This is a genomic window from Luteimonas sp. 8-5 (genome assembly GCF_029763755.1).
Lineage (GTDB): Bacteria > Pseudomonadota > Gammaproteobacteria > Xanthomonadales > Xanthomonadaceae > Cognatiluteimonas.
The window spans coordinates 1-12609 of record NZ_JARUVM010000002.1; the positions used below are offsets into that span (position 1 = coordinate 1).

General features: G+C 68.9%; 10 protein-coding genes and 2 tRNA genes. 10 read left to right on the forward strand and 2 right to left on the reverse strand.

What is annotated here, in order from left to right:
• Positions 1–2332, reverse strand: a 2332-nt coding sequence (mutS, locus tag QAA18_RS00595) for a DNA mismatch repair protein MutS (protein ID WP_279410215.1), incomplete at its 3' end; no start/stop codon positions are given.
• A gap of 266 nt (positions 2333–2598) precedes the next feature.
• On the opposite strand from mutS, the gene QAA18_RS00600 reads away from it, so the two are divergent.
• The 9 genes from QAA18_RS00600 (at position 2599) to QAA18_RS00640 (ending at position 11384) form a co-directional block, all read left to right on the forward strand.
• The gene (locus QAA18_RS00600; protein ID WP_279410217.1) at positions 2599–5220 is read left to right on the forward strand and encodes a TonB-dependent receptor; all 2622 of its coding nucleotides are present in this window, start codon (positions 2599–2601) and stop codon (positions 5218–5220) included.
• Positions 5221–5266: 46 nt separating this feature from the next.
• Positions 5267–5779, forward strand: coding sequence for a CinA family protein (locus tag QAA18_RS00605; RefSeq protein ID WP_279410218.1), 513 nt, complete (start codon positions 5267–5269; stop codon positions 5777–5779).
• Between the two features lie 64 nt (positions 5780–5843).
• Positions 5844–6512 carry a transcriptional repressor LexA gene (gene lexA, locus QAA18_RS00610; protein WP_279410219.1) on the forward strand — a complete coding sequence of 223 codons (669 nt, stop codon included), beginning with the start codon at positions 5844–5846 and terminating at the stop codon, positions 6510–6512.
• A 106-nt stretch (positions 6513–6618) separates the two neighbouring features.
• Positions 6619–7650 carry a recombinase RecA gene (gene recA / locus QAA18_RS00615; protein WP_279410221.1) on the forward strand — a complete coding sequence of 344 codons (1032 nt, stop codon included), beginning with the start codon at positions 6619–6621 and terminating at the stop codon, positions 7648–7650.
• 6 nt (positions 7651–7656) lie between these two features.
• Positions 7657–8130, forward strand: coding sequence for a regulatory protein RecX (locus QAA18_RS00620; protein ID WP_279410223.1), 474 nt, complete (start codon positions 7657–7659; stop codon positions 8128–8130).
• Between the two features lie 13 nt (positions 8131–8143).
• Positions 8144–10789 (forward strand): alanine--tRNA ligase, encoded by a 2646-nt coding sequence (gene alaS / locus QAA18_RS00625; protein WP_279410225.1) that lies wholly within the window; start codon positions 8144–8146, stop codon positions 10787–10789.
• A 132-nt stretch (positions 10790–10921) separates the two neighbouring features.
• Complete coding sequence (gene csrA, locus QAA18_RS00630) at positions 10922–11131, forward strand: carbon storage regulator CsrA (protein ID WP_279410227.1); 210 nt, start codon at positions 10922–10924, stop codon at positions 11129–11131.
• A gap of 26 nt (positions 11132–11157) precedes the next feature.
• Positions 11158–11250, forward strand: a tRNA-Ser gene (locus QAA18_RS00635).
• Between the two features lie 57 nt (positions 11251–11307).
• Positions 11308–11384, forward strand: a tRNA-Arg gene (locus tag QAA18_RS00640).
• A gap of 63 nt (positions 11385–11447) precedes the next feature.
• Here the strand turns inward: QAA18_RS00640 and QAA18_RS00645 are convergent.
• Positions 11448–11891 carry a BON domain-containing protein gene (locus QAA18_RS00645; RefSeq protein ID WP_279410229.1) on the reverse strand — a complete coding sequence of 148 codons (444 nt, stop codon included), beginning with the start codon at positions 11889–11891 and terminating at the stop codon, positions 11448–11450.
• 116 nt (positions 11892–12007) lie between these two features.
• Between QAA18_RS00645 and QAA18_RS00650 the strand changes: the two genes are divergently transcribed.
• Positions 12008–12609: TonB-dependent receptor plug domain-containing protein (locus QAA18_RS00650; RefSeq protein ID WP_279410231.1), on the forward strand; the 602-nt coding region annotated here is incomplete at its 3' end.

Consider the following 12609-nt stretch of genomic DNA (forward strand, 5'->3'; position numbering starts at 1 on the left):
GGCCGAAGCTGCGGTCGGCGGGGCCGTCCTTGACCGCATGCATGAACACCAGCGACTCGGTGCCGTCCTGCGCGCGATGCTCGACCGCGTCCAGGTGCACGTTGGCGATGCCGCTGCCGGGCGTGGCCAGCGCGGTCAGTTCGAAGTAGTGCGTGGCAAAGAGCGTGTAGCTGCGGTTGCTGCCGGCCAGGTGGCGGGCGCAGGCGTCGGCGAGCGCAAGGCCGTCGTAGGTCGAAGTGCCGCGCCCGATCTCGTCCATCAGCACCAGCGAGCGGTCGGTGGCGTGATGCAGGATGTAGCTGGTCTCGCTCATCTCGACCATGAAAGTCGACTGGCCGCGGGCGAGGTCGTCGCCGGCGCCGATGCGGGTGAGGATGCGGTCGATCGGGCCGATCTCCGCGCGCGACGCCGGCACGAAGCTGCCGATGTGCGCGAGCAGCACGATCAGCGCGTTCTGGCGCATGTAGGTGCTCTTGCCGCCCATGTTCGGCCCGGTGATCACCAGCATCCGGGTGGCGTCGTCCAGCACCAGGTCGTTGGCGGTGAACGGTTCGTCGCGCACGGCCTCGACCACCGGATGGCGACCGGCCTCGATGTGCAGGCAGGGCGCGTCGACCAGGCGCGGCCGCGACCAGTCCAGGGCCTGCGCGCGCTCGGCGAAGCAGGCGAGCACGTCGAGTTCGCTCAGCGCCGAGGCGCAGCGACGTAGCGATTCGAGGTCCTCGTTGAGCTGTTCGAGCAGCTGCTCGTACAGCAGCTTCTCGCGCGCCAGCGAACGCTCGCGCGCCGACAGCACCTTGTCCTCGAACTGCTTGAGTTCCTCGGTGATGTAACGCTCGGCCCCGGTGAGAGTCTGGCGGCGGGTGTAGTGCGCCGGCGCCTTGCCGGACTGGCCCTTGCTGATCTCGATGAAGTAGCCGTGGACGCGGTTGTAGCCGACCTTGAGGGTGGCGATGCCCGTCGCCTCGCGCTCGCGCTGTTCGAGGTCGACGAGGAACCGGTCCGCGTGCGTCGACAGGCGACGCAGTTCATCGAGCTCCGCATCGTAGCCGTCGGCGAAGACGCCGCCGTCGCGGGCGAGCAGCGGTGGCTGCGGGACGATCGCCGAGGCCAGCAGGTGCGCCTGCTCTCCGTGTTCGCCCAGCTCCGCGGCGAGCGCCTGCAGGCGCGGCGAATCCAGCGGCGCCAGCAATGCGTTCACGGCCGGCAACAGGGCAAGGCCGTCGCGCAGCGTGCTCAGGTCGCGCGGGCGGGCGCTGCACAGGGCGATGCGCGACAGGATGCGCTCCAGGTCGCCGAGTGCGCGGAACTGTTCGCGCAGGTCGTCGCAAGCACGGCTGTCGATGAAGGTCGCGACGGCGTGGTGGCGTTCGCCCAGCGCGGTGCGGTCGCACAGCGGGCGGTGCAGCCAGCGCCGCAGCAGGCGGCCACCCATCGGCGTCACCGTGGTGTCCAGCACGCCGAGCAGGGTGTTGCGGGTGTCGCCGTCGACGCGCGTGTCCAGCTCGAGGTGGCGGCGCGTGGCCGCGTTCATCGCGATCGCCTCGTCCGACGGTTCGGTGGCGATCGCGGTCAGGTGCGGCAGCCGCTGCTTCTGGGTTTCCTCGACGTAGCCGAGCAGGGCGGCAGCGGCAGCGATGCACAGCGGCTTGTCCTCGATGCCGAATCCGGAGAGGTCGTGCAGGCCGAAGAACTGCAGCAGCTGGCGGCGTCCGCTGTCGGCGTCGAACAGCCACGGCGGCCGGCGGCGCAGGCCGTTGCGCTCGAGCACGTGGGGCGCCCAGCCGTCCTCGTCCGGCAGCAGCAGTTCGGCCGGCTCCAGGCGCGCGAGTTCGGCCTCGAGGGCATCGTCGCCGGCGACTTCGTTGACCAGGAAGCGGCCGCTGGACAGGTCGGCCCAGGCCAGCCCGTAGCCCTGCCTGCCTCGGGCGACGGCCAGCAGCAGGGTGTCGCGACGCTCGCTCAGCAACGCCTCGTCGGTGACCGTGCCCGGGGTGACGATGCGCACGACCTTGCGCTCGACCAGTCCCTTCGACGCGGCCGGATCTCCGATCTGCTCGCAGATCGCCACCGATTCGCCCAGCGCCACCAGCCGCGCCAGGTAGCCTTCGTACGCGTGCACCGGCACCCCCGCCATCGGGATCGGCTGGCCCGCCGAGGACCCACGCTGGGTCAGGGTGATGTCGAGCAGCTTCGCCGCCTTGCGCGCGTCGTCGTAGAACAGTTCGTAGAAGTCGCCCATGCGGAAGAACAGCAGCACGTCCGGATGCTCCGCCTTGGCGGCGAAGAACTGGCGCATCAGGGGCGTGTGTTCCGGGGTCTGTACTTTCATGGGCGGCAGGCAGGCCGGTGCGCCGGCGGCCCGCCATGGTATCGCCTCGCCAACGGCCGGTGCCCTGCCGGACCACCGGTGCGAAAAAACCGACCCTGTGCTATACGTCCCCGTATGGGGCCTTCGCGGGGAAGCGGGGGCCAGCGGCCTTTCCCCCACGAGGGTCGCGGATGGAATCCGGCGGGCAGGTTGCCGGGCTGATTGTCGAGTGCAGGCGTCGCGCGCACCCGCGCGCTCATCCGATTTTCTTTGGGGGAAAACAAGAAATGGCAAACCGCAAACTGCAACGCCACACGCTCGCCGCCGCGGTGTTCGCGGCCTGCCTGTCCATGGCGCTCTCCGCACAGGCGCAGGAGGCTGCGCAGGCCGCGCCCGGGGGCCAGGACGAGGCGGACAAGGTGACGACGCTGGCGACCATGACCGTCACCGCGCAGAAGCGCGAGGAAGTGTTGCAGGACGTCCCGATCTCGGTGACGGTCCTCGACCAGCAACTGCTGCAGGACACCGGCGTCCACGACATCAAGGACCTGCAGGTCCTGGTCCCGGGCCTTACCGTGACCAGCACCCAGAGCGAGGCGATCACCACCGCGCGCATCCGCGGCATCGGTACCGTGGGCGACAACGTCGGCCTCGAATCCTCGGTCGGCATCGTGATCGACGGCGTCTACCGCCCGCGCAACAGCGTCGGCTTCGGCGACCTGGGCCAGATCGAGCGCATCGAGGTGCTGAAGGGTCCGCAGGGCACCGTCTTCGGCAAGAACACTTCGGCCGGCGTGATCAACGTCGTGACCCGGCGCCCGAGCCATGTGCAGAACGTGGAGGCCGAGATCACCGCCGGCGACTACGGCACCATGGGCCTGGCCGCCAGCTACAACGATGCGCTCGGCGAAGGCGCGGCCTTCAGCGTGTACGGGGCAAAGCGCACGCGCGACGGCTGGATGGACGTGCGCACCGGCGCCGGCCCGCGCGCCAACGACGAGGACTACGACCAGAACTACCACACGGCGCGGGTGAAATTCCTGTTCGAACCGGGCGATGCGCTGGACATCCTGGTCTCCGGCGACTTCACCAGCCGCGAGGAGAACTGCTGCACGGCCGTGCAGACGACGGTGGGCGCCACCGCCGGCATCCTCAACGCGTTGGTCGGCGGCAAGGCGGTCGCCGCACCCGGCGACGATCCCTTCGACCGCGTGGCGTACAGCAATCGGCCGACCTCGCAGGACATCAAGGACAGCGGCGTGTCGGCGGAAGTGAACTGGGAGGCCCCCTGGTTCGGGGGGTCGACCCTGACCTCGATCACCGCGTCGCGCAACTGGGAGGCCATCAACGGCCTGGACTACGACTTCAGCACCGCCGACGTGCTGTACCGCAACCCGGATGAAGACGAGTCGTTCACCGGTTTCCGCACCTTCAGCCAGGAATTCAGGCTCACCGGCGCCACCGACAGGGTGGACTGGATGTTCGGACTGTTCTATTCCGACGAGGACCTGGACCGGACCGAAACCTACCGCATCGGCGCGCATTACGAGCCGTACCTGTCGATCGCGCTGCTGTCGCTGATCAATCCGGCGCTGGCCCAGCTGCCCAATGCGCCGACCTTCCTGGCCGATGCCACGGGCCGCCCGTTCGGCAGCGTGTTCGCCGGGCTCGGCGCGCTCGACACCTACGAGCAGAACGCGAAGAGCACGGCGTTGTTCACCAACAACACCTGGCACGCCACCGACGCGCTCGACATCACCGTTGGCGCGCGCTACACGCGCGACGAGAAGACGCTCGATTCGTGGTACAGCAATCCCAATGGCAGTCCGGGCTGCTCCGCGATGCTCGACCCGGTCAACGGCCAGGCGCGCATCGCCGCCGCGCTGATGGCGCGCGGCGTGCCGGCAGCGGCCCTGCCGCAGGTCATCCCGCAGATCATCGGCTACGGCTGCCTGCCGTGGGCCAACCCGATGCACGTGATGCGCGTGGACGAGGGCGGCAACCCGATCGGCGGCCACACCCGCCAGTCGAGCGAGGAGAAGGAGTGGTCCGGCACGCTGAAGGCCGCGTACCGCTGGAACGAGAACGTCATGACCTACCTGTCCGGCGCGCGCGGGTACAAGGGCGGTGGCTTCAACCTCGACCGCGTGCAGTCCAGCAGCGGCCTGTCCAGCGGCGGCGCGGGGATCCTGCCGGTCAACGACACCTCGTTCCCTGGCGAGTTCGTCGACAGCTACGAGCTCGGCCTGAAGACCACCTGGAACGACGGCTCGCTGCTGTTCAATGCCACGCTGTTCCACCAGAAGTACGAGGACTTCCAGCTCAACAGCTTCCTCGGCACCAGCTTCGTGGTGCGCTCGATCCCGGAAGTGACGTCCAAGGGCGTGGATGCGGAACTGCTGTGGCAGCCGCGCACGATCCCGGGGCTGATGTTCCAGGGCGGCCTGATGTACGCCGACACCACCTTCGGCGACGACATCCCGGGCGGCGATTTCGTCGAGCCCACCGGTGCGCTGTACAAGCTGCCCGGCGCCACCATGCCGTTCGCGCCCGACCTGTCGGGTTCGGCCTCGGTGAGCTACGACCGGGACCTGTCCAATGGGCTGAAGATGCGGTTCAATCTCGGCGGCAAGTACATGGCCGGTTACAACACCGGCTCCGACCTCGACGTCGAGAAGTACCAGGACGCCTACACGGTGCTCAACGCGCGGGTCGGCCTGGGTTCGGCAAACGGGCGCTGGATGCTCGAGCTGTGGGCCACCAACCTGGCCGACACCGAATACGTCCAGGTCGGTTTCGACGGGCCGCTGCAGAACGTCTCGCCGCTGCCCAACAATCCGTTCAACACGTTCAACGCCTTCCTGGGCGCACCGCGGATGTACGGGGCCACGCTGCGCGTGAGCTATTGACGGCAGGGGGCATGCCGGAAGGCGGCCGGTTCCGTAGACTGGAACCATGGCCGCCTCCGACATCCAAGCCCCAACCGACGCCGAACTGCAGGCGCTCGCCGGAACCACCGGCGCGCGCCTGCGCGAGGCCCGCCTGACCCTGGTCACGGCCGAAAGCTGCACGGGCGGCTGGATCGCCAAGGTCGTGACCGACATCGCCGGTTCGTCGGACTGGTTCGACTGCGGCCTGGCCACCTACAGCTACGAGGCCAAGCAGGCGTTGCTGGGTGTTCGCCCGGAGACCCTGGAGGCGTTCGGCGCGGTCAGCCGCGAAACGGTGCTGGAAATGGTGTCCGGGGCACTCGTGCATTCGGGCGCCAGCGTTGCCGTGGCGGTCACCGGCATCGCCGGGCCGGGCGGCGGCACTGTGGACAAGCCGGTGGGCACGGTCTGGATCGCATGGAAGCGGCGCGGGGGCTACCCGAAGGCGCAGGTGTTCCGGTTCCAGGGCGATCGGGAGGCGGTGCGCCGCCAGACCGTGGCCGCGGCACTGGGCGGCCTGGAGCCCTTCAGCCGGTAGGCGTGGAGCGGCGCAAGCCGCGGTCGTTGACAGTCATCCGCCGTTAGTAGTATTACTACTAACCATGGAACTGACCGACACCCAGCAGGCCATCCTGGCCCTGATCGCCGAGCGCATCGAGGCCGAGGGCATGCCGCCTTCGCAGGCGGAGATTTCCCGCGCCTTCGGCTTCAAGGGCGTGCGCGCGGCGCAGTACCACCTCGAGGCGCTGGAAGCCGCGGGGGCGATCGAGCGGGTGCCCGGGCGCGCCCGCGGCATCCGCCTGTTGCAGGCGCCGGTGCGGCCGCAGCAGTCGCTGGCGCTGGAACTGGAACAGGAACGGGCGCCCGCCGGCAACGACGACGATGCCCTGCACCTGCCGGTCCTGGGCCAGGTCGCCGCGGGTGCGCCGATCGGTGCCGACACCCATGGCTCCGACCAGATGCTGATCCTGGACCGGGTGCTGTTCTCGCCCGCGCCGGACTACCTGCTCAAGGTGAAGGGCGACTCGATGCGCGACGAGGGCATCTTCGACGGCGACCTGATCGGCGTGCACCGGACCCGCGACGCGCGTTCCGGGCAGATCGTGGTCGCGCGCATCGACGAGGAGATCACGGTCAAGCTGCTGAAGGTCGGCAAGGACCGGATCCGGCTGCTGCCCCGCAATCCCGACTATGCACCGATCGAGGTCCAGCCGGGCCAGGACTTCGCCATCGAGGGCCTGTACTGCGGCCTGGTGAGGCCGAACCGTTGAACGCGGCATTTCCCGATAGCGCGACGGCGATGCAAGTCGCAACTTCTGCGATGGCAGCCCCCTAGGCTTGCCTCGAACCCGACAAAAACCTACCGAGGATCCGACCATGGACGAGAACAAGAAGCGCGCCCTGTCTGCCGCCCTGACCCAGATCGAAAAGCAGTTCGGCAAGGGATCGGTCATGCGCATGGGCGACCGCGTCGCCGAAGTCATCCCGGTGATCCCGACCGGTTCGCTGCTGCTCGACATCGCGCTGGGCATCGGCGGCCTGCCCAAGGGCCGCGTGGTGGAGATCTACGGTCCGGAGTCCTCGGGCAAGACCACGCTGACCCTGCAGGCGATCGCCCAGTGCCAGAAGCGCGGCGGTACCGCCGCCTTCGTCGACGCCGAACACGCGCTCGACCCGACCTATGCCGCCAAGCTCGGCGTCAACGTCGACGACCTGCTGGTGTCGCAGCCCGACACCGGCGAGCAGGCGCGTGAGATCTGCGACATGCTGGTGCGCTCCAACGCCGTGGACATGGTGGTGGTCGACTCGGTCGCCGCGCTGACCCCGCGCGCCGAGATCGAGGGCGAGATGGGCGACCAGCTCCCCGGCCTGCAGGCCCGCCTGATGAGCCAGGCGCTGCGCAAGCTCACCGGCAACATCAAGCGCAGCAACTGCATGGTGATCTTCATCAACCAGCTGCGCCACAAGATCGGCATCATGATGCCGGGCCAGAGCCCGGAGACCACGACCGGCGGCAACGCGCTCAAGTTCTACTCGTCGGTGCGCCTGGACATCCGCCGCATCGGTTCGATCAAGAAGGGCGACGAGATCATCGGCAACCAGACCCGGATCAAGGTGGTCAAGAACAAGCTCGCGCCCCCGTTCAAGCAGGTGGTGACCGAGATCCTGTACGGCCAGGGCATTTCCCGCGAGGGCGAGCTGATCGACATGGGCGTGGACGCGCGCCTGATCGAGAAGGCCGGCGCCTGGTACAGCTACGGCGACGAGCGCATCGGCCAGGGCAAGGAGAACGCCCGCCAGTTCCTGAAGGACAACCCGGAAATCGCCGCCACGCTGGAGGCCACCCTGCGCGAGAAGTTCGTGCCGGCCGAAGCCGAGCCGGAAAGCGACGACGCCGACGCGGAGTAATCGCGGGTGGGGCGGCCACGGCGCGAGACCACGCCGGCGCAAAAGGCGCTCGCGCTGCTGGTGCGGCGCGAGCACTCCCGTCCCGAGCTGACCCGCAAGTTGCTGGCCCGGGGCGTCGCCGCCGAGGAGGCGGACGCCGCGGTGACGAAGATGGCCGAGGCGGGCTGGCAGGACGATGTGCGCTTTGCCTGCAGCCTGGCGCGCTCGCGTGCCGTGGGCGGGCAGGGGCCGTTGCGGATCCGTGCCGAGCTGGCCAGCCACGGCATGGACGAGGCGGCCATCGCCGCAGCCTTCGCCGCCCTGGCCGAAGCCGGCGAGGACGACTGGCAGGGACGGGCCCGCGAGCTCGCCCGCCGCCGCTTCGGACCCGAGCTCGAACTGCTTCCGGTCCGGCGCAAGGCAGCCGATTTCCTGCTGCGCAGGGGCTTCGACGGGGACTGCGTCCGGGCAGCGATACGTTTCGATCCCGACGAGGTCTGATAACCTTTTCCGGATGAAAACCACCTCCGGAATCCGCAGCGATTTCCTTGAATTCTTCGCTGCCCGCGGCCATGCCGTCGTGCCCTCGGCATCGCTGGTGCCGGCCAATGATCCAACCCTGCTGTTCACCAATTCCGGAATGGTCCAGTTCAAGGACGTATTCCTGGGGGCGGAGAAGCCGCGCCACGTCCGTGCCGTGGACGTGCAGCGTTGCCTGCGCGCCGGCGGCAAGCACAACGACCTGGACCAGGTCGGCTACACCGCGCGCCACCACACCTTCTTCGAGATGCTGGGCAACTGGTCGTTCGGCGACTACTTCAAGCGCGACGCGATCGCCTGGGCCTGGGAGTTGCTGACCGGTGTCTGGAAGCTGGCACCCGAGCGCCTGCTGGTCACCGTGTACCAGGACGACGACGAGGCCTACGCGATCTGGCGCGACGAGGTCGGCGTGCCGGTCGACCGCATCATCCGCATCGGCGACAACAAGGGCGCGCCCTACGCCAGCGACAATTTCTGGCAGATGGCCGACACGGGCCCCTGCGGTCCGTGCACCGAAATTTTCTACGACCATGGCGCGCACATTCCCGGCGGCCCCCCGGGTTCGCCCGACGAGGACGGCGACCGCTACATCGAGGTCTGGAACCTGGTGTTCATGCAGTTCGACCGCCAGCCGGACGGCACCCTGCTGCCGTTGCCGGCGCCCTGCGTCGACACCGGCATGGGCCTGGAGCGCATCGCCGCTGTGCTGCAGGGCGTGCACGGCAACTACGAGATCGACCTGTTCCGGCACCTGATCGCCGCTGCGGCCAGGCTCACCGGTACCAGCGACCTGGACAACAAGTCGCTGCGCGTGATCGCCGACCATATCCGTGCGTGCAGCTTCCTGATCGTCGACGGCGTGCTGCCTTCCAACGAGGGCCGCGGCTACGTGCTGCGCAGGATCATCCGCCGCGCGTTGCGCCACGGCTGGATGCTCGGCGTGCGCGGGGACTTCTTCTGGAAGATGGTCGAGCCGCTGGTCGAGACCATGGGCGATGCCTATCCGGAACTGGCCGCCAAGCGCGCCCTGGTGGAGTCCGCGTTGCGCGCCGAGGAGGAGCGCTTCGGCGAAACGCTCGAGCACGGCATGCGCATCTTCGACGAGGTTGCCGCGCGCGATGCGGTGAAGGCCGCGAACACCATCCCCGGCGTGGACGCGTTCCGCCTCTACGACACCTACGGTTTCCCCGTCGACCTGACCGCCGACATCGCGCGCGAGCGCGGGCTGTCGGTGGACATGGCCGGGTTCGAGGCGGCGATGGAACAGCAGCGCGAGACCGCGCGCGCCGCCGGCAAGTTCGGCGGAGGCGCGACGCTGCCTGCCGAGCTCGCCTCGCAGCTGCCGCCGACGCAGTTCCTGGGCTACGAGATGCTGAACGCCGGTGGCCTCGAGGTGCTGGCGCTGTTGAAGGACGGTCGTCCCGTCGATGCCATCGAGGCGGGCGACGAAGCCATCGTCGTGCTCGACCGCACCCCGTTCTATGCCGAGTCCGGCGGACAGGTCGGCGACACGGGCGAACTGGACGCCGAGGGCACGCGCTTCGCGGTCGAGGACACGCTGAAGCTGGCCGGCCAGTTCCACGGCCACGCCGGCCGCCTGGTCAGCGGCACCCTGCGCCGCGGCGAGCGCCTGCTGGGCGCGGTCAACGCCCAGCGCCGCGCCGCCACCGTGCTCAACCACAGCGCGACCCACTTGTTGCACGCGGCGCTGCGCCAGGTCCTGGGCGACCACGTCGTGCAGAAGGGATCGCTGGTCGCGCCCGACCGCCTGCGTTTCGACTTCTCGCATTTCCAGCCGGTCACGCCGGCAGAGCTTGCCGAGATCGAGCGCCGGGTCAATGCCGAGGTCCGGGCGAACCACGCGGCCGAGATCCGCCACATGGGCATGCAGGAGGCCCTGGACTTCGGCGCGATGGCGCTGTTCGGCGAGAAGTACGGCGACCAGGTACGCGTGCTGCGCATGGGCGATGGCTCGATCGAGCTGTGCGGTGGCACCCATGTCGGCCGCACCGGCGACATCGGGCTGTTCAAGATCGTGTCCGAGGGCGGCGTGTCGGCGGGCGTGCGCCGCATCGAGGCCGTCAGCGGGCAGGGGGCGCTGGCCCATGTCGCCAGGGAGGAAGCGCGCCTGCACGAGGCGGCGCAGCTGCTGGGCGGCAACGTCGCCGACGTCGGGGACAAGCTGCGAGCCCTGGTCGAGCGCGCGAAGAAGCTCGAGCGCGAACTCGAGGCGATCAAGGCCAAGGCAGCCAGCGGCGCTGCGCATGACCTGGCGTCCAGGGCCAAGGAAGTGGGAGGCGTGCGCGTGCTTGCCGCGCGGCTCGAGGGCTTCGATGGCAAGGCGCTGCGCGAAGCGGTCGATCGGCTCAAACAGCAGCTGGGCGATGCGGTCGTCATCCTCGCCGGCGCCAGCGAAGGCAAGGCCGCGCTGGTTGCAGGCGTCAGTGGCGCCGCATTGGGCAAGGTGAAGGCCGGCGACCTGTTGTTGTACGTGGCGAGCAAGGCCAACGGCAAGGGCGGCGGCCGTCCCGACCTGGCCCAGGGTGGCGGCGAGGACGGGCCGGCGCTGGTCGCGGCGCTGGGCGAAGTCGACGCGTGGGTCGCACAAAGGGTCGGCTGACTGAACACCAGCAATATGGGGTGAACGTGACTTCCAGCCGGGTCGCATGGGCGCTCCGACCGGTAGTATCCTCGACGGTTTACGGAAACGGTTGCAGCCAGCGCCGGATCGCTGGCCCATGGAGACGTTCAAATGCTGATTCTGACCCGCCGTGTCGGCGAGACCCTGATGATCGGTGATTCCGTCACCGTCACCGTGCTCGGCGTCAAGGGCAACCAGGTGCGCATCGGCATCACCGCGCCCAAGGATGTGGCCGTGCATCGCGAGGAAATCTACCAGCGCATCCAGCGCGGGGACGAGGCCGAGACCGGCGCCGGCGAGGACAATTTGCCGCGCGGGTAGCGACCCGGTATCCTTTCGCGCTCGCCGGAGACTTGCCCGAGAGGCCGAAGGGGCTCCCCTGCTAAGGGAGTATGGGGTCAAAAGCTCCATCGAGGGTTCGAATCCCTCAGTCTCCGCCAGTTTTTCAAGCAATACGATTGACGGGACCGGTCCCGGTTCCGCACAATTCCGCTTCTGCGCCCGTAGCTCAGCTGGATAGAGCACCAGGCTACGAACTTGGGGGTCGGAGGTTCGAATCCTTCCGGGCGCGCCATGCAGTCGAAAGGGCCAACGGTGATCCGTTGGCCCTTTTCTTTTCGTGTCGCCGGCGCGCGCTCTACAGCGTGTTCACCTGGATCTCGTTGCGCACGTCGCGCACGCCGTTGCAGGCCACGGCGATGTCCTCGGCGCGATGCTTCATGCGCCGCTGCGGCACGCTCCCGCCCAGGGTCGCAATACCGTTCTCCACCTTCAGGGTGATGCCGCTGGCGTCCAGGTCGTCGGCATCGGTGAGCTGCTCGTTGATCTCCTCGACGATGCGCTCGTCGGCGCGCACGTAGTCGCGCGGCCCCACGCCGCGATAGCCGCCCCGCACCGGTTCGCTGCCGGCATCGGCGGCGCTGAAGCCATGGGTGCGGAAGCTGTCGCCGTCCTGCATGTCCCAGCGTCGCTGGTCGAGCCAGCCCTGGGCGGATTGCGCCCAATGCTTGCCCATGCGCAGCATGTCCTGGGCAATGGTCTTCAGGTCTTCGGTGGTGGTGTTGCTGCTATGGTTTCGCATGATCTTCCCTCCGGCCATGGCATGGAATGCATTCAGGTATAGCGAGCCGGGCATTGCGTGCCGGTGAAGAATCCAGGGAACCGGACTGAATGCGACATTCGGGAACAGCGTGGGCCTTGGCGATATGGATCGCGGCCGGACCGGCGTTTGCCCAGGAGTTTTCCCAGGACCAGGAGGTGACCGGCCTGCCCGGCGTGGTCGCGGTCGGCGAGCGCCCGTCGACGTCGGTGCCGGCTTCGATCGACGTGGTCGACGCGGGCGACACGGTCGCCCCGCTGGGCGTGGGCGTTGCGGCCTACCTGCAGCGCCTGCCCGGCGTGGCCGCACGCGAACGCCAGAACCTCGCCCAGGACGTGCAGGTGACGATCCGCGGCTTCGGCGCGCGCACCACGTTCGGCGTGCGCGGCCTGCGCATCTATGTCGACGGCATCCCGGCGACGATGCCCGACGGCCAGGGCCAGGTCTCGCACGTGCCGTTGCGCGCATTGTCCGAGGTCGTCGCGCTGCGCGGCCCGTTCTCGGCGCTGTACGGCAACGCCTCTGGCGGCGTGCTGCAGTTCTTCAGCAAGGATCCGGCGTCCAGCCCCGGCTTCGACCTGGACACGGTGGCCGGCGCCGACGGCCTGCGCCGGACCGGCGTGGGCGTCACCGGGCCCTGGCGCGAGGGCGGGGAGGGCGGCTACCGGATCGACGCCGAGCACCTGGACAGCGGCGGCTA

Bases quoted from the DNA above. Each gene is read 5' to 3' on its own strand.
- QAA18_RS00600 (WP_279410217.1), top strand. From the start codon at position 2,599: ATGGCAAACCGCAAACTGCAACGCCACACGCTCGCCGCCGCGGTGTTC.
- QAA18_RS00605 (WP_279410218.1), top strand. From the start codon at position 5,267: ATGGCCGCCTCCGACATCCAAGCCCCAACCGACGCCGAACTGCAGGCG.
- lexA (WP_279410219.1), top strand. From the start codon at position 5,844: ATGGAACTGACCGACACCCAGCAGGCCATCCTGGCCCTGATCGCCGAG.
- recA (WP_279410221.1), top strand. From the start codon at position 6,619: ATGGACGAGAACAAGAAGCGCGCCCTGTCTGCCGCCCTGACCCAGATC.
- alaS (WP_279410225.1), top strand. From the start codon at position 8,144: ATGAAAACCACCTCCGGAATCCGCAGCGATTTCCTTGAATTCTTCGCT.
- csrA (WP_279410227.1), top strand. From the start codon at position 10,922: ATGCTGATTCTGACCCGCCGTGTCGGCGAGACCCTGATGATCGGTGAT.
- QAA18_RS00645 (WP_279410229.1), bottom strand. From the start codon at position 11,891: ATGCGAAACCATAGCAGCAACACCACCACCGAAGACCTGAAGACCATT.